Here is a 24,345-nt window from a genome sequence, read left to right on the forward strand (position 1 = left end):
ACAGGTTAGTTCGGCCGGCTGACAGCATCGATGAGCTCGCAGAACGCCGCGGCCTTGGCCATGTAGTTCGCGTACAGGTCGTAGCTCGCCGCGCCCGGCGACAGCAGCACGGCCGTCACCCCCGGCACGGCGGCCGCGACCTGCACCGCCGCCTGCAGACTGTCCACGGGGTGCACCGACGCGGGCCGCGCGGCGGCGAAGCGGCGGCCGATCGCGGTCCCGTTGGTCGGTCCCTGGATGAGGTGAACGTCACGTGCGCCCGAGAGCAGATAGTCGTCGATCTGGTCGTAGTCGAGCTGACGGTCCATGCCGCCGACGATGAGCGCCACCCGGTCGTCGGGCCGCATGGAGCGCAGGGCCGCGACCACGCTCTCCCCCGTGGTGGCCAGGGTGTCGTCGATCCAGCGCACGTCCCCGGTGCGGCGCACGACCTGCAGCCGGTGCGGGAGGGCCTCGAATGTCGTTACCGCACCGAGGAATTCGTCCTCGGTGACCGGCCGGCCGAGCACTTCTGCCGCCGCGGCGGCAGCCAGAGCGCCGTTGACGACGTTGTGCTCGTAGGCCATGACGTAGTCACCTTCGGGACGCGTCACGTCCGCCGGGTCGACGGTGCGCACCACCGGCGGCAACGCGATGCCCAACCGCTCGAGGGCGGCCAGCACCTGTGGCGTGGTGATCAGGACCTCACCGCCGCGGGCGAAGATGTTGGCTTTCGCGCCGTGGTAGGCGTCGATGTCGCCGTGCCAGTCCAGGTGGTCCTCGAAGAGGTTGGTGATCACCGAGATCCGCGGTGACGCCGTCACCAGTGCCAACTGCTGGCTGGACAGCTCGGCGACCACGACGGCGTCCGGTCCCGGCTCCAGATCCGACAGCGGGGTGCCGATGTTGCCCGCGACCACGGCGTCCGCGCCGAGCCGGCACAGCAGGTGTGACAGGAACGATGCCGTGGTGCTCTTGCCCTTGGTCCCGGTGACGCCGACGGTCTGCGCGGCGTACCGGCGCAGGTACCAGTCGGCGGCACTCGACAGCGTGGCGCCGGCGGCGCGTAACTCGGCGAAAACCGGCTGGTGCCAAGGTATTCCGGGGCTGAGGAAGACGACGTCGGAGTCCGCCAGGCGGGTCAGGTGTTCGGCGCCGCGCCACAGGTTCAGGTTGGCGATGTCGGTCGGTGCGTCCAGGGTGCCGCGGCCGGCGTCGTCGACGGCGTCGATCCGCGCCGCTCCCGCGGCAGCCGCGGTCCGGGCCAGCGACTGGCCCTCCTTGCCGAAACCCCAGATGCCGACGGTGGCACCCGAAAGTTGCGGGCGCTGTGCCGTCATGGCCGCGCGTCCAGGGCGGCTCGGTAACGCTCGGGCACGTACTGCACCGCCGGGCTGTCGTCGTGGTCGGCGGCGACGCGCTCCAGATCGGCTCGCGCACTGCGGAACTGCTCGACCAGCGGCAGGCCGGCCCAGGCCTCGTCGTCGAGGATCGTCAGCATCGACTCGGCGGCCTCGTAGTACTCACCGACGCACTCGAACGGCTTGTGCGCGCCCACCCCGAGGATGTCCTCGAACTCGGCACGGCTGTCGGTGCCCTCGAACAGGTTTCGGCCGAAGATCGCCTCGACCTCGGCGCGGCCCAGCCGCGGCGCCATCAGCACGAAGACGAACTGGCACTTCGGGCAGTGCCCGCACCAGGTGGCGCCGCGGCGGCCGGCGTCGAGCGCGAACGGCCGGTTGCAGCTGATGAACGCGCGGAAATACTGCGGGCTGGCGGCGAACCGGTCGGCGATCTGCGACTCCGACAGGCCACGCAGCAGCGAGAAGTACCGGTCCGGGTTCAGTCCGTACGCGGCGAGGGTGTCGCGTAACAGCGTCTCGTAGGTGACGCTCTTGGACCACTGGTGGTTGATGTCCTGGCCCATCCATTCGACATTGCCGACGTTGGACGAGCGTTCGTTGGACAGCACGACCGGCCCCAGGCCGTTGGCGTCGGCCACGATGAGGCCGATGATGCTGTTGATCGCGGTGACCGGGATGTGCCCGTTGTAGGCGCCGGCGGCGTTGACGTCGATGAGCGTGCGGTCGATGGTCCGCATGACGCGCACGTGCGGCAGCCCGCTGATCTCGACACACCGGTCGATCGGGTCGAACTTGTTGACGTTGAACAACACCGGCCGCAGCGGCGCGAGCGCTTCGATGGTCACCACCGAGTCCTTGCCGCCGCCGACCGGCACCAGCGGCGCCGCGTCGGGATTCCAGGTATCCGCCCGCGGCTCGCCGATCTCGGCACGGTCGCCGGTGATCTCCGGGCTCAGTGCGCCCGGGAGGTTGTTGCGGTACGCGTACTCACCCAGGCCACCTGCCAACACCTGCCGCAGATATTCGCGTTCGAAATCGTAAGTCGGGAAGGCGATTTCGATCTGCGGCGGCGCTGCCGCCTTGTAGTAGCTCAACGAGCAGGTCAGCGTCAGGAGGCGCAGCAGCCGGTCGTCGGGCCGGCCACCGCCCAGGGTGTCGCCGAAATCGACGGTCTCGGCGAAGCTGACATCGTCGGCGGAGTCGGCCCCGCACATGGTGTAGCGCCCGTGGAACACACCGCCCTCGATGTCGTAGCCGTCGATGCGGAACGACTTGTAGGACTGTGGGACAAAAGGTTCGGTCACAGCTGCTCCAGGAACGGCGGGTGGGCGGGATCAACGGGGACGGCATGGTCGCCGAGTTGTGCGACCGGGTGGGTGCGGTACTGCGGCGAGATCCACCAGGCGCGCAGTACCTGGTCGGCGGGCACCGAAGCACGGCGCTCGACACCGCGCACGACGCCACACGTCTGCAGCTGGTCCACCAACGAGACCGGCTCCGGATTCTCGACGCCGACCAGTTCGGCGCCGATGTCGAGGAGCAACGCGCCGACCACGGCCGGCGTGATCTCGGGACCGGGTGCGATGCCGTCCACGCAGCCCTGTTCGGCCAGCCGGCGCAGCAGCAGGTCCACGGTGCCCAGGCTGGTCGTCCGGGCCGCCATCCGCAGCCACGGCTCGTCCGTCGCCGCCGGCGGGGTCCAGCCGCTGTCGCGCCATCCGATGCGTACCGGCTTCGGCGTGCAGACCTGCGAGGGCAGGCCCGTCACCGCGCACCGGCCGCCGTCGGTGATCGTGACCGTGGCGGCGACCAGTCCCGGCAGGGTCGAGAAGGAAGCCAGCGCGGCGTCCAGATCGGCGCGGGCAGGCATGGTCAGCCCGAAGTAGTCCGCGGGTTCGGCGAGGTGCTGCCACAGCGACGGGGTGTCGACGGTCCGGCCCTGGTAGATCGGCACGGTCACCGTCGGGTACGCACCGAGGCGGCCGACCAGTTCATCGGGTGCGATCGCCACGGCGTCGGGCGGCGAAGGCATGCGAAAATCGGTCACTATCAGCAAATTCTATCCCATGGGAGGGAGCACCCAGGTGGGGGTGATCCGGCTCACCGAAGCCGACTGGCGGGTGTTCGCGGCGCTGCGGCTGCGCGCGCTGGCCGATTCCGCGGGCACCGACGATGCCGAGTACCGCGCCGAGATGAGCTTCACCGGGACGCAGTGGCGCCGTCGCCTGCGGGCGCACGCGCAGTTCGCCGTGGCTCAGGAGGACCAGCTGGTGGGCCTGATCGCGGCACATCGGGCCAGCCCGAGCTCGGTGTACCTGTACTCGCTGTGGACCGATCCGGTCGCCCGCGGCCGCGGGGTGGCGCGCACTCTGTTGACCGCGGCCATCGACTGGGGTCGCGGTCTGGGAGCGCGCACCGTGACGCTGCGGGTGCACCGCGACAACACCGCCGCGCTCGGGGTCTATCGCGCCTTCGGATTCGTCGCCACGGCCGACCCGGCGGAGGGTTCCCGAAGCCCGGGCCCGGCAGACGAACTCACGATGTCTTTGACGCTGAGCTGAGGTCCGGGCGGTATTTCGCGACCAGCTCCCGAAGCCGGTCCATCGCGTCGACGGCCCGCGCCTTGTCGACGGTCTGGATGGCCATGATCGGGACGTACTCGTCGTCGGGCAGATCCACCCGCGCCCAGCGGGCGCCCAGCGGGAACGACACCCCGACGATGTCGGACCAGGCAATCGTCTTGTCGCTCAAGACGTTACGGACGACGATGCCGGCCGGGCCGACCCGCAGCCGGGACCGTGTCGGCAACAGCACCGCACCGGCGAGGATGACACCGAGCAGCGCCATGGACACCTGGTCGGCGGTCTGGAAGATCACCCCGGTGGCACCGATTTTGAGCAGCGCCCCCACCGTGACGTGCACGGCGATGATGACGGCGGCCGCCGCGTACGCGACGTACTTCACGCGCTGCGGCCGGACCTCCAGGTCCCAGCTGCCGGTTTCCTTCGTCATCGACGCAGGTCGCGCAGCGTGATCGCGGTGGCGAGGGCCGCCGACGCGGCCTGCTCACCCTTGTCCTCGGCCGAGCCGGGCAGGCCCGCACGGTCGATGGCCTGCTCTTCGGTGTTGACCGTCAGCACACCGTTGGCGACCGGTGTCGACTCGTCGAGCGACACCCGCGTGAGGCCCTGCGTGACGGCGTCGCACACGTAGTCGAAATGCGGTGTGCCACCGCGGATCACCACACCCAGCGCGATCACCGCGTCGTGGTTCTTGGCCAATTCCTGTGCCACAACCGGGATTTCGATGGCACCGAGCACGCGGACCACGGTCGGTTCGGCGATACCCGATGCGGTGGCGACCCGGAGGGCGCCGTCGAGCAGCGCGTCACAGATCTTGGTGTGCCACGTGCTGGCGACGATGGCCAGCTTGATCCCGGACGCGTCGAGCGCCGGCATGTCCGGCACACCGACACCACTCATTTACCTTCTCCGTCTGTTGCGTCACCGGCGAAATCGTCGAGGCCGATGAGGTCGTGGCCCATCCGGTCCCGCTTGGTCATCAGGTACCGGATGTTGTCGGCGTTGGGGCCGATGGGCAGCGGCACGCGTTCGATGATGTGCAGCCCGTAGCCGTCCAGGCCGACGCGCTTGGCCGGGTTGTTGGTCAGCAGCCGCATGGAGCGGATGCCGAGGTCGACCAGGATCTGCGCGCCGATGCCGTAGTCGCGGGCGTCGGCGGGCAGGCCCAGCTCGAGGTTGGCGTCGACGGTGTCGGCGCCGGCGTCCTGCAACTGGTAGGCCTGCAGCTTGTGCAGCAGGCCGATGCCGCGGCCCTCGTGTCCGCGCATGTACAGCACCACGCCGCGGCCTTCGTTGGCCACCATCTCCATGGCGGCGTCGAGCTGGGGGCCGCAGTCGCAGCGCCGCGAGCCGAACACGTCACCGGTCAGACACTCGGAGTGCACGCGCACCAGCACGTCGTCACCGTTCTCCGGGGAAACCTCGCCGCGCACCAGCGCCACGTGCTCGACGTCCTCGTACATGCTGGTGTAGCCGACGGCCCGGAATTCGCCGTGCCGGGTCGGGATCCGGGCCTCGGCGACGCGCTCGATGTGCTTCTCGTGCTTGCGGCGCCATTCGATGAGGTCGGCGATGGAGATCAGCGCCAGGTCGTGGTCGTCGGCGAAGACGCGCAGCTCGTCGGTCTGGGCCATGGAGCCCTCGTCCTTCTGGCTGACGATCTCGCAGATCGCGCCGGCGGGCTGCAGACCGGCCAGCCGGGCCAGGTCGACGGCGGCCTCGGTGTGGCCGGGGCGGCGCAGCACGCCACCGTCCTTGGCGCGCAACGGGACTACGTGTCCGGGTTTGGTGAAGTCGTCCGCGACGGCGTCCGGATCGGCCAGCAGCTGCATGGTCTTGGCGCGGTCGGAAGCCGAAATGCCGGTTCCCACACCCTTTTTCGCGTCCACCGTGACGGTGTAGGCAGTGCCGTGCTTGTCCTGGTTCACCGCGTACATCGGCAGCAGGCCCAGCTTGTCGCAGATGGCGCCGTCGAGCGGCACACACAGGTAGCCCGAGGTGTAGCGGACCATGAAGGCCACCAGTTCCGGCGTCGCCTTCTCCGCGGCGAAGATCAGATCGCCTTCGTTCTCGCGATCTTCGTCGTCAATGACGACGACAGCCTTGCCCGCCGCGATATCGGCTATCGCCCGCTCGACGGAATCAAGCCTCGTCATCTCCACCACCCTTGCCGTGGCCACATCAGGGCCATGTTGATCACCTACCAGTATGAACCACTGGTACGGGCCGACTTACTCCCGCCGGTCCGCTCAGCGGACACGGTAGAACCGGGCGCTACTGCGCCGGGCCGAGCAGCCGTTCGACGTATTTGGCGATGACGTCCACTTCCAGGTTCACGGTGGTCCCGACCGGGGCGCGGCCGAGCGTCGTCAGCTGCAACGTCGTTGGAATCAGAGAGATTTCGAACCAGTCGCCCTGCTCGTCTCGGCCCAGGCCGGACACCGTCAGCGAAACCCCGTCGACGGTGATGGAGCCCTTCTCGACCACGTACCGGGCCAGCTGCGGCGGCAGCGCGATGCGCACGACCTCCCAGTGCTCGGACGGTGTGCGCGACAACACAGTGCCGGTGCCGTCCACATGACCCTGCACGATGTGCCCGCCCAGGCGGCTGTTGATCGCCGCGGCGCGCTCCAGGTTCACCCGGCCGCCGACTTCGACGCCGGCGAGGCTCGACCGGTTCAGGGTCTCGGCCATCACGTCGGCGGAGAACGCGCCGTCGGGCAGCACGTCCACGACCGTCAGGCAGACGCCGTTCACCGCGATCGAGTCACCATGCCCGGCATCGGTGGTGACCAAGGGGCCGCGGATGACGAACCGCGCCGCGTCGGCCAGTTGGTCCTTGCTGACGATCTCGCCGAGCTCTTCGACAATGCCGGTGAACATGGGCCTCAGCCTAGCTATTGGCGCCGGGCCGGCCGATCGAGGCAACTTGTTGGTCGGGCGCACCTATTACGATGCAGGACATGCAGACGCGCAAACGCTCCGCCATGCTTGTTTCCCTACTCTCCACCGTGATGGCCGGGGTGCTCCTGGTCTCCGGATGTTCGAAGTCCGAGGCCCCCTCGACGCCGCTGCCCGACGCCGCAGCGCTGCTCAAGCAGTCCGCGGACACCACCCGCGGCCAGCAGAGCGTGCACCTGGTCCTGACGGTCAACGGCAAGATCGCCAAGCTGACGGTCACCAAGCTGACCGGTGACATGACGCTCACCCCCGCCGTCGCCGGCCAGGGCAAGGCCAACCTCTCGGTGGGCGGCATGGGCGTCCAGGACGCGCCGTTCGTCGTCTACGACAACCACCTGTACGCCTCGCTGTCGTCCGGTGGCCCGCTGTCCGACTTCGGCCCCGCCGACGCCATCTACGACATCTCGGCGATCCTGCGCCCGGAGACCGGCCTGGCCAACATCCTGGACAACTTCACCGACGCCAAGGCCGTGGGCCGCGAGGACATCAACGGCGTGAAGACCGTCAAGGTCACCGGCACCGTCAGCGCCGAGGCCGTCAACAAGATCGCCCCGCAGCTGAAGGTCACCACCGCGCTGCCGGGCACCGCCTGGATCGAAGAGGGCGGCAACCACCAGCTCGCGCAGGCGCAGCTGGAGACGAGCCCGGGCAACAACCTGCAGATGACGCTGACGGACTGGGGTAAGCCGGTCACCGTCAACAAGCCCGACGTTCAGTAATGGCCGGGGGTAGCAACCGCCACGTCGCCATAGCCGCGGGCAGTCTCGCGGTCCTGCTCGGCGCGCTCGACACCTACGTCGTCGTGACGATCATGACCGACATGATGAAGGACCCGCCGGACGGGATCGGCATCCCGATCAACAAGATCCAGCAGGTCACGCCCGTCGTCACGTGGTACCTGCTGGGCTACATCGCGGCGATGCCGCTGCTGGGCCGGGCGTCCGACCGGTTCGGCCGCAAGCTGGTGCTCCAGGCGAGCCTCGCGCTGTTCGCGGTCGGCTCGATCGTCACGGCGATGGCCGGCATGTTCATCCCGGCGAACGAGCTGATCGAGCCGCTCAATCAGCTGATCGTCGGCCGCACCATCCAGGGTGTGGCGAGCGGCGCGCTGCTGCCGGTGACGCTGGCGCTGGCGGCCGACCTGTGGGCCGCGCGCAACCGCGCCGGCGTGCTCGGTGGCATCGGTGCCGCGCAGGAGCTGGGCAGCGTGCTCGGCCCGCTGTACGGCGTCGCCGTGGTGTGGCTGCTGCACGACTGGCGGGATGTCTTCTGGATCAACGTGCCGCTGACCCTCGCGGCCATCGTGATGATCCACTTCAGCCTGCCGTCACGCATCGAGACCGAGAAGCCCGAGAAGATCGACGTCCTGGGCGGCGTGCTGCTCGCCGTCGCCCTGGGATTGGCGACGTGGGGCCTGTACAACCCCAACCCCGACGGCAAGCAGGTGCTCCCGGAAAACGGCCCGCCGTTGCTGATCGCCGCCGCGGTCGTCGCGGTCGCGTTCTTCGTGTGGGAGAAGATGGCCCGCACCAAGCTGATCGATCCGGTGGGCGTGCACTTCCGGCCGTTCCTGGCGGGCCTGGCGTCGTCGCTGTGCGCGGGCGCGGCGCTCATGGTCACGCTGGTGAACGTCGAGTTGTTCAGCCGCGGTGTGCTCGGCATCGACCAGGCGCATGCGATCTTCAAGCTCGCGTGGTTCCTGGGTGCGCTGCCTGTCGGCGCGCTGGTCGGCGGGTGGATCGCCACCCGGATCGGCGACCGGATCGTCGCGTTCGTCGGTCTGCTCATCGCAGCCGCCGCGTATCTGCTGGTCTCGCACTGGGACATGAACGTGCTGGAAGCCACCCACGACCTCGCGATCGTGAAGCTCCCGACACTGCCGACCGATCTGATCATCGCCGGCCTGGGCTTGGGTCTGGTCATCGGACCGCTGACGTCGGCGACGCTGCGCGTGGTCCCGACGGCGCAGCACGGCATCGCCTCGGCGGCGGTCGTGGTGTCCCGCATGATCGGCATGCTGATCGGTATGGCGGCGCTGTCCGCATGGGGTCTGTACAAGTTCAACCAGAACCTGGCCGCCCTGCCGCCGGCCAAGGGCGGCAGTCTTGCCGACGCCGCGGAGCAGATCGCCAAGAACGTGAAGACCGCCTACACCATGCAGTACAGCTCGATCTTCCTGATCACCGCGATCGTGTGTGTGGTGGGTGCGCTGGCCGGTCTGCTGATCGCCGGTCGCCACGAGCAGGCCGAGGAGCCCGAGACCGCTCCCGAGGTCGATCCCGCGCCGGTGGCGTAGGCCGTAACGACAACGGAGCCGCAGAGTCGATCGACTCTGCGGCTCCGTTGTCTCGGCGTTGTATCGGCCGTCAGCGGCAGCGCACTAGCACCGCTCTACGCCCGGGCGCATCAGCACCACGTTGTCCGGGATGTACGCCGGGGTCGGCGCGGGCGCCGGATCCGGGTGGGATCCGTTCGCGTGGGCCGCGAGGCGTTCCAGCGCGACGTCCACGGCTTCGTCGAACTCTTCGACGACACTCAGCACCGCCCGTAGGGGCCGGCGGAACATCATGTCCCGGATGCCATCTTCACTCGGACGGAAGCTGAGCCAGTCCTGCAGTGCAGTCATGCTCTTATCCTTTGCTCGTGATCACCTTCGCTCTAACGACATCGGTGAGCGCGATATTTCAGCCGGATCCAGATGATCCGGTGTCTGCCCTCAATTTTACGGATGCGAAATCGCGGCCTCCTGCGCGAATGTCGCGGCGTTGATCTCGAAGTGGTAACGATTAGCAAAACTAAAGATGGGCCGCGGTGAGCCCACTCACATTGAGCGTCACGGTGAATCGCACATCTCAGCCACAATCGGGAATCAGTTCGGGCCTTCAGACCCGCCGTACGCCTGCGCCGAACCGCCGCGCACGGCGCGAAAAGTTCGCTGGAAGCGCCCGAGCAATCAGTTCGGCACGAGACTGAGCCGCACGTCGGCCCCGACGGTCTCGACGCCGTCGAAACGCCAGCGGCGGGCCTGCGACATGGTCGACACCCCGGCGTCGTCGATCGCCGTGATGGGTCCGCCCAGCAGCGTCGGCGCCAGATACGCCAGAATCCGGTCCACGAGTCCCGCCCGGACGAATGCCCCGGCCAGCGTCGGCCCGCCTTCCAGGATCACATCGGTGCGGTCCGACAGCGCCCGCAGCACCTCGAGCGGATCGTGCGTCCTGATCACCATGGTCCGGGAATCATCGTTCAGGACGTTGGCCTCCGACGAGATTTCGCGTTCCCCGACCACCACCCGCAGCGGCTGACGGGGCGCCGGGGTGCCGTCGGACAGCCGGGCGGTCAATGTCGGGTCGTCGGCCAGCACCGTCCCCGTGCCGACGACGATGGCGTCGGCCGCCGCGCGGTGCCGGTGCACGTCGGCCCGGGCGGCGGGGCCCGTGATCCACTGGCTGGTGCCGTCGGCGGCGGCGCTGCGCCCGTCGAGGCTGGCCGCGAACTTCCACGTCACATGGGGTCGGCCGGTGCGCTGACGGTGCAGCCATTCGCGCAGCGGCCCGCCGCTGACCTCGTCGGCGAGAACACCCGAAGTCACCGTCACGCCGGCATCGGTCAGCCGCTGGGCGCCGCCCGCGGCCACCGGATTGGGGTCGGCCACGGCGAACACCACGGCCGCCACCCCGGCGTCCAGCAGCGCGTCCACGCACGGGCCGGTGCGGCCCTGGTGGTTGCACGGCTCGAGCGTCACCACGGCGGTGCCGCCCGCGGCGCGGGTACCGGCCCGCCGCAGCGCCATGACCTCGGCGTGCGCCTCCCCCGGCGGCTGGGTCCCGCCGACACCGGCCACTTCGCCGTCACGGTCCAGGATCACCGCGCCGACCGGCGGGTTCGGGTACGTCGTGCCTTTGACCGCGTCGGCCTGGCCGATGGCCAGCCGCATGGCCGCTTCGATGGCCTCCGGCGTCACAGCACCAGATGCGGTGACGCGGCCGCGGCCTGACGCCGCAGGGATTCCACCGCGGCACCCGGATCCGCCGCGTTGTACACCGCGGAGCCGGCGACGAAGCAGTCCACGCCGGCCGCGGCGGCGGCTTCGATGGTGTCGTCATTGATGCCGCCGTCGATCTCGACGACCAGGGTGAGCTCACCGGAGTCGACGAGGTTGCGGACCAGCGCCACCTTCGGCAGCACCTCGGCGATGAACTTCTGGCCACCGAAGCCCGGCTCGACCGACATCACCAGCAGGGTGTCGAAGTCACGCAGGATTTCCAGGTAGGGCTCGATCGGGGTGCCGGGCTTGACGCTCAGGCCCGCCTTGGCGCCGGCCGCGCGGATGTCGCGGGCGACGGAGATCGGGTCGTCGGTGGCCTCGGCGTGGAACGTCACGTTGTAGGCGCCGGCCTCGGCGTACGACGGAGCCCAGCGCTTGGGGTCCTCGATCATCAGATGGCAGTCCATCGGGATGTCGGTGACTTTCAGCAGGCTCTCGACGACCGGCAGACCCAGCGTCAGGTTGGGGACGAAATGGTTGTCCATGACGTCGACGTGCAGCCAGTCGGCGCCCTCGACCGCCGCGGTCTCGTCGGCGAGCCGGGCGAAGTCGGCCGAAAGGATGGACGGGGCGATCAGTGGTCCTGCCATGGCGGTCAGACTACTTTGAGCGCGGCCGCGAACATCGCATCGGTGCCATGCCGATGTGGCCATAACTGCACATGTGGTCCGGGTCCCAGCCGGTCCGCCGGCGCGAACAGCGGGCGGGTGTCGATCTGTTCGACCGGCTGACGGCGCACCGCGTCGGCGATCACCCCGACGGTCTCGGCCAGGTGCGGCGAACAGGTCGCGTACAGCACCACACCGCCGGGTCGCGTGAGTTTGATTGCGGCAGCGAGCAATTCACGCTGCAGCCGGGCGAGGCCGGGCACGTCCGACGGCTGCCGGCGCCACCGCGCCTCGGGCCGGCGACGCAGCGCGCCCAGACCGGTGCAGGGGGCGTCGACCAGGACGCGGTCGAAGGATCCGGGCGCCAGACCGGAGTCGCGGCCGTCGACCCGGAGCACCTCGACACCCATGCCGGTGGTGTTGCGCTCCACCAGATCGGCGCGGTGCTCCGTCGGTTCGACGGCGGTCACCGTGGCGCCGGACTGTGCGGCGATGGCCGCCAGCATCGCGGTCTTGCCGCCGGGACCCGAACACAGGTCCAGCCACCGGCTGTCGTTGCCCTCCAGCGGCACCTCGGTCAGGGCGCGGGCCACCAGCTGGCTGCCTTCGTCCTGCACCTGTGCCAGGCCGTCGCGGATCGGGTCCAGCTGGCCGGGGTCGCCGCCGGGCAGATACACCGCGTACGGCGAGAAGCGGCCGACGTCGCCGCCGATCGCCGCGGCCAGCTCCTCGGCACTGATCTCCCCCGGACGGGCCGCGAGGTGCACGACGGGGCGTTCGTCGTCGCTGGTGAGCATCGCGTCTAGCTCCCCCGCGTCGGCGCCGAGGGCGTCGGCGAACGACTGCGCCACCCAGCGCGGGTGCGCATGGGTGAACGCGGTGTGGCCGATCGGGTCGGCGGCGGCCGACGGCGCGAGCTCGGCGACCCAGGCGGCCTCGTCCTTGCTCGCGATGGCGCGCAGCACGCCGTTGACGAAACCCGCACGCACCGAATCGAATTCGATGCCGGCCTGCTCGACGGTCGTGTCCACCGCGGCGTGGGCGTCGACGCGGGTGCGGAGCAGCTGATAGGCGCCGAGCCGCAGCAGATCCAGCAGAACCGGGTCGATCCGGTCGGTGGGGCGCCCGGCGGCACTCTCGATCACCGCGTCCAGCAGCCCGACGCAGCGGCAGGTGCCGTAGGTCAGTTCGGTGGCGAAGGCCGCGTCGCGGCCGGTGATGTCGCGCTCGCGCAGGATGGCCGGCAGCGCGAGGTTGGCGTAGGCGTCGCGCTGCGACACCGCGCGCAGCACGTCGAACGCGGCGCGGCGGGCCGGATCGAGCGGCTTGCGGCGCGGGCCGCGGGGGGCCTGTGCCCGGGCCGCCGGCTGCCGGTGGCCGCCGGTACGCCCCTGGTTGTTCGGCCGGCCCTGCCGTCCGCCTCGTCCGCTCCGTTCGGTCACCGGGCCACCACACCTTCGTCCAGCCGGGCACCGCGCGCCCAGTCCGCCGCATTCATCAGTTTCTTCCCCGGCGGTTGCACCAGGCCCAGGCGCACCGGGGTGCTGCCGGTGCCGACCAGCACGCCGGATTTCTGCACGCGAATCACGCCGGGCGCCAACGGTTCTGCTTCGACCGGGACCACCGGTCCGAGTTTCACCCGCAGGTGGCCGATCTCGGTCCAGGCACCCGGATTCGGCGTGACCGCGCGGATGCGGCGGTCGACGACGTGCGCGGGCAGCTCCCAGCGCACGCGCGCGTCCTCAACGGTCACCTTGGGTGCGATCGTCACGCCGTCGGTGGGCTGCGGCACCGCGGTCAGCCGGCCGTCCTCGACACCGTCGAGCGTCGTCTCCAGCAGACCGGCGCCGGCGTCGGCCAGGCGGGCCAGCAGGTCGCCCGCGGTGTCGATGGGCCGCACCGCCTCGGTCAGCACGCCGTACACGGGCCCGGAGTCCAGGGCCCGTTCGATCTGGAACGTGGTGGCACCGGTCACCTCGTCGCCCGCGGCGATGGCGGCCTGCACCGGGGCGGCGCCGCGCCACGCCGGCAGCACCGAGAAGTGCAGGTTGATCCAGCCCAGCCGGGGCACCGCCAGCAGCTCGTCGCGCAGCAGCGCACCGTAGGCGACGACGGCGCAGCAGTCGGGGGCCAGCGCGGCGAGTTCGGCGACGAACTCGGGCTCGTTGGGCTTGGCCGGACGCAGCACCGGAATGCCTTCGGCCAGAGCAAGTTCCGCGACGGGAGACGGCGCGGGCTTGCCGCGGCGACCGGAGGCCGCGTCAGGACGGGTCAGCACCGCGACCACCTCGTGGCGGGGCGACGCGATGAGCCGACGCAACGACGGCAGCGCGGGTTCCGGGGTTCCGGCGAAGACGATACGCACGATCCACCAGGCTACTTGTGCAGCGGCCGAACCTACTCATCCGATGTGCAGCGGATCGATCTGCACCCGCACCGGCGTCTGATCGTGGCGGGCGCTGAGCACGCCGGTCGCCCGGCGCAAGGCCGCCGCCAGGACCAGCCCGCGATCACGCGAGACCCGCACCAGCATGCGGTGCACGGGAGCGTCCGGGTCCACTCCGGGCGGACGACGGGCACCGAACGGCAGGTCGACCGGACCCAGCACCTCGGCATCGGGCGGCAGGGCGGCGGCCTCCAGCAGCGCGTCCGCCGCCTCCGGGACGCCGTCGACGGCCGCGAGATGCACCGCGGGGGGCAGCCCGACCTCGGTACGGCCGTCGAGCTCGGACTCCGCGTGCCCGACGGGGTCCCAGCGCACCAGCGCCTGCACCGTCGGGATCGACGATTCGGCCACCACCGCGACGGTGCCCCCGGCCGCGCGGTCGAGCACCATGGCCGCTGCCGACATCCACCGGCGCAGCGTGTCCTCGGCCGCACGCAGATCCTGGCGGCCCAGCAGCGCCCAGCCGTCCAGCAACAGCGCCGCGCCGTAACCGCCGTCGGCCCGCGGTTCGGCGCCCGGGGTCGCCACCACGACGGCGGCGCGCGCGGGCACGTCGGTCACGACGGCGTCCCCGCCGGAGGTGACGACGGGAACGCCCGGGAAGGCCCGGCCCAGCTCCTCGGCGGTGCGCCGGGCCCCGACCACCACCGCGCGTACCGCGTCCGAACCGCACCGGCCGCAGCGCAGCGCGACGTCCTGACGGCCACACCAGCGGCACACCGCGCCGACGGTGTCGCGGTCCGGCAGCGACAGCGGACCGGTGCAGTGGCGGCACCGCGCGATGGTCCGGCATTTACCGCAGGCCAGCGCGGGCACGTAGCCGCGGCGCGGCACCTGGACCAACACGGGCCGGCCGGCACTCAGCGCCGCCCGGGCCGCGCCGAGGGCCATCGACGGCAACCGCGCGGTGCGGGCGGCGGCGTCGCGTTCGTGGGTGTGGGCATCGTCGTCGAGCGCGACGACGCGTGGCGCCCGGGCGCGCACCACGCTGCGGCCCGCCACCAGGTCGTGCGCCCACTTGCTGCGGACCAGGGCCTGCGCCTCGGCAGTGCGCGCGAAGCCGCCGATGATTGCGCCGCAACGCAATTGGTGCGCCCGCAGCATGGCGACCTCGCGGGCGTGCGGATACGGCGCACGCGGTTCGGCGAGCGAGTCGTCGCCGTCGTCCCATACGACGACGAGCCCGAGGTCGGCGACGGGGGCGAACACCGCGCTGCGGGTGCCGATCACGAGCCGGGCCTGACCACGCAGCACCGACAGCCAGCGCCGGTAGCGCTGCGACGGGCCGAGGCCGGCGGACAACGCCACGACCCGGGACTCGTCGACGAGCGTCAGCGCCGCGGCGTGGACGGCGTCGACGTCGCGCTGGTCCGGCACGATCAGCAGTGCCGCGCGGCCGGCGTTGACGACGACAGCCGCCGCCTCGCACAGCCGCCGGGCCCAGTCCTCCCCCGGCAGCGCCTGCCACACCGCGCGCGCGGCCCGGCCCTCGGCAAGCGCTTCGAGGAACTGCTCGCCGCGGCCGTACTGCTGCCAGGCGCCGGCGTCGACGTCGCGCGCAACGAACGGCGGAAGCTCCGGCGGCGGTTGCTTCTCCACGGTGGCATGCCGCGGCGGGATGGCCAGGCGCAGCACATCGGGCCGGCTGCCGGCGTACCGGGCGGCCACCGCCTCGGCGAGGCGCTGCACGTCCGGGGTCAGCACCCGTTCGGCCGAGACCACCCGGTCCAGCCAGCCCAGCTTGCCCGAATGGTCGGTGTCCGAACGCCTTTCGAGGATGAAGGCGTCGACGAGGCGGCCATTGAACCGGACCTTGGCCCGCACACCCGGCTGGGCGTCGTCGGACAGGTCGGCCGGCACCAGGTAATCGAACTCGCGGTCCAGATGCGGCACCGACAGCATGGGCAGCACCCGAGCCACGGGCTCGTGCTCGGCCTGCTGTCTGGTGACGGTCACGCAGCCGGTGTAGCAGACGCGGCCGACACCGTCCTGCCGGCGAAGAATCCAGCGGTGATCAGGAGCAACGACGCGGCGTAGGCCCACCAGATCGGGACCGCCAGCGTCTCGTCACCGAGCACGAACTTGCTGATGCCGATCATGCCGTCGCTCACCGCGAAGCACAGCGCGCCGAGGGCGGTCCAGCGGGTCGGCAGGTCGGCGAACAGCGCCGTGCACACCATGGCCACCAGTACCGCCATGTACACGGTGACGGGGATGGTCATCTGCTGCGCGACCAGGCTGGGCCAGAACCAGACGACGAGCCCGATGCAGATGACGACCAGGACCGCGGCGCCGGCGGTGGCCGCCGGGGTGCGGCGCGCCAACGGCAGCAGGGCGGCCAGGAAGCACAGGTGCGCGATCAGGAACGAGCCGAGCCCGAACACGAATCCCATGGGCCAGCCCGGCACGGCCAGCAGGAAGTCACCACCGGCCGAGAACACCAGTGCGGCGACCAGCCAGTTGCGTTCGCGGACGATCGGATGGCTCGCCGCGGCCGCCGCCAGCAGCAGCGCGGGCAGTGCCTTGACCACGGGCTGCAGGGCGAATTGGCCGATTAGGTCGGCGCCCGACGGCAACCGCAGCGCCGTCGCGATGAGGAAGATGCCATAGCCGGCGGCGATCACGGCGGCCGCCAGCCACAGCCGCCGGCGCGGTGCGTACGGTGAACTCATGTCGGACACTGCGCGTCCCCCGCTCGATCCCATTCTGCAAAAGGTACTGGAAGCGGTTCCGTTCCAATTGACCATGGACGGTGGCGTCGAAGCCGCCCGGGCCCGGTTCCGTGAGCTGCCCCGCAAGGCGGTGTTCCCGGAGGTCCGCGCCGAGGACCGCGTCATCGACGGCGTCCCGGTGCGCGTCTACTGGCCCGCGGACATCGAACCGTCGGCGCCGGTGGTGCTGTTCTTCCACGGCGGCGGCTGGGTGGTCGGCGATCTGGACACCTATGACGGCACCGCCCGCCTGCACGCCGCCGGGGCCGGCGCCGTGGTGGTGTCGGTGGACTACCGGCTCGCTCCCGAGCACCCCTTCCCCGCCGCGGTCGACGACGTCTGGGCCGTGACGCAGTGGGTGGCCGCCCACGCCGACGAGATCGGCGGTGACCCGAATCGTCTTGCGGTGGCCGGTGATTCGGCCGGCGGCAACCTCGCCGCCGTGGTCGCGCAGCTGGCCCGCGATGCCGGCATCATGCTGCGCGCCCAGCTGCTGTGGTACCCCGCGACCACCTGGGACACGTCGCTGCCGTCGTTCACCGAGAACGCCGACGCACCGGTCCTGGGCCGCGACGCCGTCGGCGGTTTCTCGTTGCTGTACGCCACTGGCGTCGACCTGCGGAACCCGCCGGCCGCCCTGGTCCCGGCGCGGGCCGAGTCGCTGGCCGGGCTGGCACCGGCCTACATCGCCGTCGCCGGATATGACCCGCTGCGTGACGACGGCATCCGGTACGGCGAGATGCTCACCGCGGCCGGGGTTTCCGTCGAGGTGCACAACGCCGAGACCCTGGTGCACGGCTACCTCGGGTACCACGGCGTGGTGCCGGCGACGACCGAGGCGGCCGACCGCGGAATCGCCGCGCTGAAGGCAGCGTTAGCCTGAGGCATGACCCTGGATGAGAGCGACGCTGTGACGTCCGCTGACCGCCCTGGTATCGACCCGATCCTCAAAGCCCTCCTGGACGCCGTGCCACTGGAGTTCACCATCGACGACGGTGTCGAGGTGGCGCGGGCCAAGATCGCCGCGATGCGGCCGCCGGCGGCGATGCTGCCTGACCTGCGGATCGAGAACCGTACGCTCGATTGCGGTGCGGCAGGCCAGATTCCGGTCCGCATCTACTGGCCGCCCATCGACGGCGAAACCCGGCCGCTGCCCGTCGTGGTCTTCTATCACGGCGGCGGCTGGGCCATCGGGGACCTGGACACCCATGACCATGTGGCGCGCGCCCACGCCGTCGGCGCCCGCGCCATCGTGGTGTCGGTCGAGTACCGGTTGGCGCCCGAGCACCCGTTCCCGGCCGCCATCGAGGATTCCTGGGCCGCGCTGCAGTGGGTCGGCGCGCATGCCGCCGAACTGGGTGGCGACCCGGCGCGCCTCGCGGTGGCCGGCGACTCGGCCGGCGGCAACATCTCCGCGGTGATGGCGCTGCGGGCGCGTGACGCCGGTGGCCCGAAGCTGGCGTTCCAGCTGCTCTGGTACCCCGTGGTGACGGGTGATGTCACGCTGCCGTCGTTCACCGAGAACGCCGACGCCCCCATGCTCAACAGCAATGTGACGGCGGCCTTCCTGACCTGGTACCTGCCGGGCATGGACCTCAGCGACGCCTCGGCCCTGCCGACCGACCTGGCCCCGGCGAACGCCGAGTCGCTGGCAGGTCTGCCGCCGGCGTACATCGGGACCGCCGAGCACGACCCGCTGCGGGACGACGGCGCCGAGTACGCCAAACTGCTTGCCGCAGCAGGTGTTCCGGTCGAGTTGAGCAACGAGCCGACCATGGTGCACGGGTTCGTCAGCCTCGCCCTGGCTTCGCCGGTGGCGACCGAGGCCACCAACCGTGGACTCGCGGCCCTGAAAGCCGCCCTCTACGCCTGAATTTCCGCAAGTATGGACCCATGACAACGCCTGATGTCCAAACGGTGATCGTCGGCGCCGGGTTCTCCGGGATCGGGGCCGGCATCCTGCTCGACCGGGCCGGGCTCGGTGACTACCGAATCCTCGAAGCCGGCTCCGGCCCCGGCGGCACCTGGTTCTGGAACACCTATCCCGGTGTCGCCGTGGATATTCCGTCGTTCTCCTACCAGTTCTCGTTCGAGCAGAGCGCCGACTGGTCGCGCACCTACGCCAGGGGCCACGAGCTCAAGGCCTACGCCGAGCACTGCGTCGACAAGTACGGACTGCGGGACCGCATCCGGTTCGGCACCGAGGTCACCGGCGCCGAGTACGACGACGACGCCGCCCTGTGGCGCGTGCACACCAGCAGCGGCACCGTCACCGCACGGTTCCTGATCAACGGCAGTGGCGTCCTGACGGTGCCCAAGGCACCGGACATCGACGGCGTCGAGGACTTCGCCGGCATCACGCTGCACACCGCACGCTGGGACAGCAGCATCGACCTGCGTGGCAAGCGGGTCGCGATCATCGGCACCGGTGCCTCGGCGGTGCAGGTGATCCCCGAGATCGCCCCGATCGTGGCGCACCTCACGGTGTTTCAGCGGACGCCGATCTGGTGCTTCCCGAAACTCGACCTGCCGCTGCCGGCCCCGGCCCGGTGGGCCATGCGCATTCCCGGCGGCAAGACGCTGCAGCGGCTGGCCAGCCAGGCCTACGTCGAGCTGACCTTCCCGCTGTCGGCGCAGTACTACAGCGTCTTCCCGTTGGCGGACGGCGCGGCCCGGATGGGGCGGTCGTTCCTGCGCCGCGAGGTCCACGACCCGGTGGTGCGGGACAAGCTGACGCCGCGCTACGCGGTCGGCTGTAAGCGGCCGGGTTTCCACAACAGCTACCTGGCGACCTACAACCGCGAAAACGTCAGTCTGGTAACCGAATCCATCGAGCGCATCACGCCGACCGGGGTACGTACCGCCGACGGACAGGAACACGAGGTGGACGTGCTGATCCTGGCCACCGGGTTCAAGGTGATGGACGTCGACAGCGTGCCGACGTTCCCCGTCACCGGTGCGGGCGGCCACACCCTCGGCGAGTTCTGGGAGACGCAGCGGCTGCAGGCCTATGAGGGCGTCAGCATCCCCGGTTTCCCGAACTTCTTCACCGTCATGGGGCCGTACGGCTACGTGGGTTCGTCGTATTTCGCGCTGATCGAAGCGCAGACGCACCACATCGTGCGGTGTCTGCAGCGGGCGGAAAAGCTTGGCGCCCACCGGGTGGAGGTCTCGCAGGAGGCCAACGACCGCTACTTCGACGAAATGATGCGCAAGCGCCACCGCCAGGTGTTCTGGCAGGACAGTTGCCAGTCGGCCAACAGCTACTACTTCGACAAGAACGGCGACGTGCCGCTACGGCCCGCCACCACCGTGGAGGCCTACGTCCGCAGCCGCCGCTTCGATCTCGACGACTACGAGTTCAGCGCCTGAGTCTCCGGCCGATGCGGATATGAAAGTGATTTGAACCCGGTAACTTTTCCGCATGCGCCGGCATCGGCACGGCTATAGGCGCTGAAACGTCGGTACAGTCGCGAAGGTGACGACCAGGCCGATGCGATGGCGGGCGGCGATCCTGCTGCTCGTCGCGCTGCTGGGCCTCGGGATCGGCACGCAGCTGGGCATCAAGCCCGCTGCCGCGACGCATCCCCATGCGGCCCCCGTCCTCGTGGCACCGGGCCACACGCTGCCGTCCGTGACCGCCGAACATCCACACCTGCGCGACAATTCGATCCCGTCGGCCCCGGATCTGATGATCGGCCTTCCCCGGTCCACCTCCACCCTCCTGGCTCTCGGCCTCGCGCTGGCCGTCTGCGTCGCGATGGTGTGCTGGTGCGCACTGACGCCGGTGACCAGCCGGGGACCGCCCCGTCAGGTGGCGGCGATCCACACCGGCCGGGCGGTCCTGACCCGGCTCTGCATCTCCCGACGCTGATCGGTCAGCGCAGATCGGCCGCGTTTCGTGGCTGGTCGGTGTCTGCTGCCCGATCCCGCTGCCGCGCCGCGGCATGACGCGAAAAGTGATGCACCCATGAACAATTCGACCAATCTCACCCTGCCCAGAAACACCGCTCGACCGGCTTCGGGTCCGTGCCGGCTGGCCCGCTACGACCGGCCCGGCACCATGGTCGGCGGCACCCCGGTGCTGCGGATCACCGCCCCGTTCACCACCGATGACCGCGGCTTCTGGGCCAAGCTCGAAGGCGTCAACCCCGGCGGCATGAAAGACCGGCCCGCCCTGTACATGGTCGAACGCGGCCGGGCCCGCGGCGACCTGCTGCCCGGCGCCCGGATCGTCGAATCCACGAGCGGCACACTCGGACTCGGCCTGGCCCTGGCCGGCACCGTGTACGGGCACCCGGTCACGCTGGTGACCGATCCGGGCATGGAACCGATGATGCTGCGCATGCTGGCCGCATATGGCGCCGACATCGACCTGGTCACCGAGCCGCACCCGACCGGCGGCTGGCAGCAGGCCCGGCGCGACCGGGTGGCCCAGATCCTGGCCGGCGACCCCACCGCCTGGTACCCCGACCAGTACAACAACCCCGACAACGTCGACGCGTACCGCGATCTCGCCCTCGAATTGCAGTCGCAACTGGGCTCCGTCGACGTCCTGGTGTGCTCGGTCGGCACCGGCGGGCATTCGGCCGGGGTGGCAAAAGTGTTGCGCGAGTTCAATCCGGACCTGTTGCTGATCGGCGTCGACACCATCGGGTCGACGATCTTCGGCCAGCCCGCGCAGAGCCGGCTGATGCGCGGCCTGGGGTCGAGCATCTACCCGGACAACGTCGACTACGACGCGTTCTCGGAGGTGCACTGGGTGGCACCCGCCGAGGCGGTGTGGGCGTGCCGGGCGCTGGCCTCGACCAGCTACGCCAGCAGCGGCTGGAGCGGCGGCGCGGTGGCACTGGTCGCCGGTTGGGCGGCACGCCACCACGACGCGGACACCACGATCGCCGCGATCTTTCCCGATGGGCCGCAACGGTATTTCGACACCATCTACAACGACGACTACTGCCGCCAGCACGGCCTGCTCGGCATCGAGCCACCCGCCGAGCCCGCCGTGATCGCCGACCACACCGAGCGCGTGGTGCATTCGTGGACCCGGTGCACCACGGTGCGCAGGCCCGACGCGGCGGCACTGTGATGCAGGTGCTCACCCAGTTCCGCAGCTTCGGCTGGCCCAGCCGGGTGCTGATGCTCAACCAGTTCGGCATCAACCTCGGCTTCTACATGCTGATGCCGTACCTGGCCGGGTACCTGGCCGGCCCGCTCGGCCTGGCCGGCTGGGCCGTCGGGCTGGTGCTCGGGGTACGGAACTTCTCACAGCAGGGCATGTTCATCGTCGGTGGGACGCTGGCCGACCGGCTCGGCTACAAGCCGCTGATCGTGGCGGGGTGCCTGTTGCGGACAGCCGCATTCGGCTTGCTGGCGGTCGCACAGTCCCTCCCGGTGCTGCTGATCGCCTCGGCGGCAACCGGTTTCGCGGGGGCACTGTTCAACCCGGCGGTGCGGGCCTACCTGGCCGCGGACTCCGGCGACCGGCGGGTGGCGGCGTTCACGGTGTTCAACGTCTTCTATCAGGGCGGCATCCTCGCCGGCCCGCTGGTGGGCCTGGCCCTGATGGCGCTGGACTTCCGGGTGACGGCGGGCATGGCGGCCGTGGTGTTCGCGGTGCTGACCATCGCGCAGCTGTTCGCGCTGCCGAAAGACCACGCCGATCACGCTGCCGCCGAACGGGTCTCGGTCCTGCACGACTGGCGCACCGTGCTCGCCAACCGTCCCTTCCTGTTGTTCGCGGCGTCGATGGTGGGCACCTACGTGGTGACGTTCCAGGTGTACCTGGCGTTGCCGCTGCACGCCGCCGTGCTGTCGCCGCACCACGAATCGGCCATCGTAGCGGCAGTTTTCGCGGTGTCGGGCCTGGTGGCCATCGGCGGCCAGATCCGCATCACGGCCTGGTTCACGGCACGCTACGGCCGCGTCCAGTCGCTGACCATCGGCGTGCTGGTGCTCGCGGCGGCGTTCGTCCCGCTGATCGTGGTGCCCGATGACCGATGGGGTCTGCCGGCCGCGGTGGCGGCGCTGTTGCTGACGGCCGCGCTGCTGGCCGTCGGCTCGGCCGCGGTCTATCCGTTCGAGATGGACACCGTGGTGTCCCTGGCCGGCGAACGGCTGGTGGCGACGTACTACGGCTTCTACAACACCATCGTCGGCATCGGCATCCTGGTGGGCAATCTCGCCACAGGTGCGCTGATGGAGACGGCGCGTCATGCCGGCCGGCCGGAGCTGATCTGGCTGTCGCTCACGGTGATCAGCCTGCTGGTCGCCGTGGCGCTGTACCGAAGCCGTCGACTGGAGCCACAGCCGGTCGCCTGATCAAACACAAATGCCCCCGCAGTGCGGGGGCATTTGTCTTCGTGACGGGTTTAGACCGAAGCCTGATTGTCTGACTCCTCAACGCGGCTCGTTCCTCGCCGCTTGATCGTCGTCAGACGGAAGCCTTCAGGTCGTCGACCTTGTCGAGCTGCTCCCACGGCAGTTCGATGTCGGTGCGGCCGAAGTGGCCGTAGGCGGCGGTCGGCGCGTAGATCGGGCGCAGCAGGTCCAGGTCGCGGATGATCGCGCCGGGACGCAGGTCGAAGACCGAGGTGATGGCCTTCTCGATGCGGGCCGGGTCGAAGTGCTCGGTGCCGAAGGTCTCGACGAACAGGCCCACCGGGGCGGCCTTGCCGATGGCGTAGGCGACCTGGACCTCGACGCGGTCGGCCAGGCCGGCGGCGACGACGTTCTTGGCCACCCAGCGCATCGCGTACGCCGCCGAGCGGTCCACCTTTGACGGGTCCTTGCCCGAGAAGGCGCCGCCGCCGTGGCGGGCCCAGCCGCCGTAGGTGTCGACGATGATCTTGCGGCCGGTCAGACCGGCGTCACCCATCGGGCCGCCGACGACGAAGTTGCCGGTCGGGTTGACCAGCAGCCGGAAGTCGGAGGTGTCCATGGTGTCGTGGGCCAGGTCGGCCAGCACGGTCTCGACGACGTGGCGGCGGATGTCCGGCGCCAGGGTCTTGTCCAGGTCGACGCCCTCGGCGTGCTGGGTCGACAGCACCACGGTGTCCAGGCGGACCGGGACGTTGTCGCGGTACTCGATGGTGACCTGGGTCTTGCCGTCGGGCCGCAGGTAGTCGACGGTGTTGTTCTTGCGGACCTCGGTGAGGCGCCGCGACAGCCGGTGCGCCAGCGCGATCGGCAGCGGCATCAGCTCGGGGGTGTCGTTGATGGCGTAACCGAACATCAGGCCCTGGTCGCCGGCGCCCTGGGCGTCCAGCGGGTCACCGGCGCCCTCGACACGCGCCTCGTGCGCGGTGTCGACGCCCGCGGCGATGTCCGGGGACTGCGCGCCGATGCCGATGTTGACGCCGCAGGTGGCGTAGTCGAAGCCCTTGTCGGAGTGGTCGTAACCGATCTGGCGGATCCGGTCACGGACGATCAGCGGGATGTCGGCAAACGCTTCCTTGGCGCTGGTGGTCACCTCGCCCACGACATGGACCTGACCCGTCGTCACGAGCGTCTCCACCGCGACCCGCGACTTGGGATCCTGCGCGAGGAGCGCGTCCAGCACCGAATCGCTGATGGCGTCGCAGATCTTGTCCGGATGTCCTTCGGTCACTGACTCGCTGGTAAACAGCCGACCTTCACTCACGTCG

At 70.2% G+C, this 24,345-nt stretch carries 24 protein-coding genes; 9 read left to right on the forward strand and 15 right to left on the reverse strand.

Annotated elements, in window-relative coordinates:
* Positions 1-5: 5 nt before the first annotated feature.
* The 3 genes from murD to ACJH6H_RS08870 are packed head-to-tail and all read right to left on the reverse strand — an operon-like array spanning position 6 to position 3,375.
* Positions 6-1,319 carry a UDP-N-acetylmuramoyl-L-alanine--D-glutamate ligase gene (gene murD / locus ACJH6H_RS08860; protein ID WP_212811523.1) on the reverse strand — a complete coding sequence of 438 codons (1,314 nt, stop codon included), beginning with the start codon at positions 1,317-1,319 and terminating at the stop codon, positions 6-8.
* Positions 1,316-2,647 carry a hypothetical protein gene (locus tag ACJH6H_RS08865; RefSeq protein ID WP_212811524.1) on the reverse strand — a complete coding sequence of 444 codons (1,332 nt, stop codon included), beginning with the start codon at positions 2,645-2,647 and terminating at the stop codon, positions 1,316-1,318. The genes murD and ACJH6H_RS08865 overlap by 4 nt, the downstream gene beginning before the upstream one ends.
* A complete protein-coding gene (locus ACJH6H_RS08870) occupies positions 2,644-3,375 on the reverse strand; it encodes a hypothetical protein (RefSeq protein ID WP_212811525.1) in 732 nt (243 codons plus the stop codon). Before ACJH6H_RS08870 ends, ACJH6H_RS08865 begins: the two co-directional genes overlap by 4 nt.
* 34 nt (positions 3,376-3,409) lie before the next feature.
* Between ACJH6H_RS08870 and ACJH6H_RS08875 the strand changes: the two genes are divergently transcribed.
* Positions 3,410-3,904: a GNAT family N-acetyltransferase gene (locus ACJH6H_RS08875; protein ID WP_244872561.1), complete on the forward strand. Its 495-nt coding sequence runs from the start codon at positions 3,410-3,412 to the stop codon at positions 3,902-3,904.
* Here ACJH6H_RS08875 and ACJH6H_RS08880 read toward each other — a convergent pair.
* From ACJH6H_RS08880 to ACJH6H_RS08895, 4 genes are all read right to left on the reverse strand, one after another.
* Positions 3,879-4,355 carry a PH domain-containing protein gene (locus tag ACJH6H_RS08880; protein WP_029120840.1) on the reverse strand — a complete coding sequence of 159 codons (477 nt, stop codon included), beginning with the start codon at positions 4,353-4,355 and terminating at the stop codon, positions 3,879-3,881. The genes ACJH6H_RS08875 and ACJH6H_RS08880 overlap by 26 nt on opposite strands.
* The gene (ribH, locus tag ACJH6H_RS08885; protein ID WP_029120839.1) at positions 4,352-4,825 is read right to left on the reverse strand and encodes a 6,7-dimethyl-8-ribityllumazine synthase; all 474 of its coding nucleotides are present in this window, start codon (positions 4,823-4,825) and stop codon (positions 4,352-4,354) included. Before ribH ends, ACJH6H_RS08880 begins: the two co-directional genes overlap by 4 nt.
* Entirely contained in the window at positions 4,822-6,081 is a 1,260-nt protein-coding gene (locus tag ACJH6H_RS08890) for a bifunctional 3,4-dihydroxy-2-butanone-4-phosphate synthase/GTP cyclohydrolase II (protein ID WP_212811527.1), read from the reverse strand. The genes ribH and ACJH6H_RS08890 overlap by 4 nt, the downstream gene beginning before the upstream one ends.
* A gap of 118 nt (positions 6,082-6,199) precedes the next feature.
* Positions 6,200-6,808 carry a riboflavin synthase gene (locus tag ACJH6H_RS08895; protein ID WP_212811528.1) on the reverse strand — a complete coding sequence of 203 codons (609 nt, stop codon included), beginning with the start codon at positions 6,806-6,808 and terminating at the stop codon, positions 6,200-6,202.
* An 80-nt stretch (positions 6,809-6,888) separates the two neighbouring features.
* Here ACJH6H_RS08895 and ACJH6H_RS08900 point away from each other — a divergent pair, with 80 nt between their 5' ends.
* Complete coding sequence (locus ACJH6H_RS08900; RefSeq protein ID WP_212811529.1) at positions 6,889-7,605, forward strand: LppX_LprAFG lipoprotein; 717 nt, start codon at positions 6,889-6,891, stop codon at positions 7,603-7,605.
* Entirely contained in the window at positions 7,605-9,182 is a 1,578-nt protein-coding gene (locus ACJH6H_RS08905; RefSeq protein ID WP_212811530.1) for an MFS transporter, read from the forward strand. The genes ACJH6H_RS08900 and ACJH6H_RS08905 overlap by 1 nt, the downstream gene beginning before the upstream one ends.
* Positions 9,183-9,266: 84 nt before the next feature.
* On the opposite strand, the gene ACJH6H_RS08910 is transcribed toward ACJH6H_RS08905, so the two are convergent.
* The 7 genes from ACJH6H_RS08910 to ACJH6H_RS08940 all read right to left on the reverse strand — a co-directional run bounded on the left by ACJH6H_RS08910 (position 9,267) and on the right by ACJH6H_RS08940 (position 16,660).
* Positions 9,267-9,512: a hypothetical protein gene (locus tag ACJH6H_RS08910; RefSeq protein WP_212811531.1), complete on the reverse strand. Its 246-nt coding sequence runs from the start codon at positions 9,510-9,512 to the stop codon at positions 9,267-9,269.
* 327 nt (positions 9,513-9,839) lie between these two features.
* A complete protein-coding gene (gene ribD / locus ACJH6H_RS08915) occupies positions 9,840-10,850 on the reverse strand; it encodes a bifunctional diaminohydroxyphosphoribosylaminopyrimidine deaminase/5-amino-6-(5-phosphoribosylamino)uracil reductase RibD (protein WP_371824543.1) in 1,011 nt (336 codons plus the stop codon).
* Positions 10,847-11,524: a ribulose-phosphate 3-epimerase gene (gene rpe / locus ACJH6H_RS08920; RefSeq protein ID WP_212811532.1), complete on the reverse strand. Its 678-nt coding sequence runs from the start codon at positions 11,522-11,524 to the stop codon at positions 10,847-10,849. The genes ribD and rpe overlap by 4 nt, the downstream gene beginning before the upstream one ends.
* 5 nt (positions 11,525-11,529) lie before the next feature.
* Positions 11,530-12,984 carry an RsmB/NOP family class I SAM-dependent RNA methyltransferase gene (locus ACJH6H_RS08925; RefSeq protein ID WP_406774687.1) on the reverse strand — a complete coding sequence of 485 codons (1,455 nt, stop codon included), beginning with the start codon at positions 12,982-12,984 and terminating at the stop codon, positions 11,530-11,532.
* On the reverse strand, positions 12,981-13,907 hold the full coding sequence (gene fmt / locus ACJH6H_RS08930) for a methionyl-tRNA formyltransferase (protein WP_406774688.1): 927 nt from the start codon (positions 13,905-13,907) through the stop codon (positions 12,981-12,983). Before fmt ends, ACJH6H_RS08925 begins: the two co-directional genes overlap by 4 nt.
* A gap of 36 nt (positions 13,908-13,943) precedes the next feature.
* Positions 13,944-15,944, reverse strand: a complete 2,001-nt coding sequence (locus tag ACJH6H_RS08935) for a primosomal protein N' (protein WP_406774689.1) — start codon at positions 15,942-15,944, stop codon at positions 13,944-13,946.
* On the reverse strand, positions 15,941-16,660 hold the full coding sequence (locus ACJH6H_RS08940; protein WP_406774690.1) for a lysoplasmalogenase: 720 nt from the start codon (positions 16,658-16,660) through the stop codon (positions 15,941-15,943). The genes ACJH6H_RS08935 and ACJH6H_RS08940 overlap by 4 nt, the downstream gene beginning before the upstream one ends.
* Between ACJH6H_RS08940 and ACJH6H_RS08945 the strand changes: the two genes are divergently transcribed.
* The 6 genes from ACJH6H_RS08945 (at position 16,659) to ACJH6H_RS08970 (ending at position 23,020) form a co-directional block, all read left to right on the forward strand.
* Positions 16,659-17,582: an alpha/beta hydrolase gene (locus ACJH6H_RS08945; protein WP_406774691.1), complete on the forward strand. Its 924-nt coding sequence runs from the start codon at positions 16,659-16,661 to the stop codon at positions 17,580-17,582. The genes ACJH6H_RS08940 and ACJH6H_RS08945 overlap by 2 nt on opposite strands.
* A gap of 3 nt (positions 17,583-17,585) precedes the next feature.
* The gene (locus ACJH6H_RS08950; RefSeq protein WP_212811538.1) at positions 17,586-18,572 is read left to right on the forward strand and encodes an alpha/beta hydrolase; all 987 of its coding nucleotides are present in this window, start codon (positions 17,586-17,588) and stop codon (positions 18,570-18,572) included.
* A 20-nt stretch (positions 18,573-18,592) separates the two neighbouring features.
* A complete protein-coding gene (locus tag ACJH6H_RS08955) occupies positions 18,593-20,071 on the forward strand; it encodes a flavin-containing monooxygenase (RefSeq protein ID WP_406774692.1) in 1,479 nt (492 codons plus the stop codon).
* A gap of 106 nt (positions 20,072-20,177) precedes the next feature.
* Positions 20,178-20,573 (forward strand): hypothetical protein, encoded by a 396-nt coding sequence (locus tag ACJH6H_RS08960; protein WP_346415650.1) that lies wholly within the window; start codon positions 20,178-20,180, stop codon positions 20,571-20,573.
* A gap of 189 nt (positions 20,574-20,762) precedes the next feature.
* Positions 20,763-21,788 (forward strand): PLP-dependent cysteine synthase family protein, encoded by a 1,026-nt coding sequence (locus ACJH6H_RS08965; RefSeq protein WP_346415698.1) that lies wholly within the window; start codon positions 20,763-20,765, stop codon positions 21,786-21,788.
* A complete protein-coding gene (locus ACJH6H_RS08970) occupies positions 21,788-23,020 on the forward strand; it encodes an MFS transporter (RefSeq protein WP_346415697.1) in 1,233 nt (410 codons plus the stop codon). Before ACJH6H_RS08965 ends, ACJH6H_RS08970 begins: the two co-directional genes overlap by 1 nt.
* Before the next feature lie 112 nt (positions 23,021-23,132).
* On the opposite strand, the gene metK is transcribed toward ACJH6H_RS08970, so the two are convergent.
* The gene (metK, locus tag ACJH6H_RS08975) at positions 23,133-24,341 is read right to left on the reverse strand and encodes a methionine adenosyltransferase (RefSeq protein WP_212811544.1); all 1,209 of its coding nucleotides are present in this window, start codon (positions 24,339-24,341) and stop codon (positions 23,133-23,135) included.
* Positions 24,342-24,345 lie beyond the last annotated feature (4 nt).

The organism is Mycobacterium sp. SMC-21 (assembly GCF_045310825.1).
GTDB lineage: Bacteria > Actinomycetota > Actinomycetes > Mycobacteriales > Mycobacteriaceae > Mycobacterium.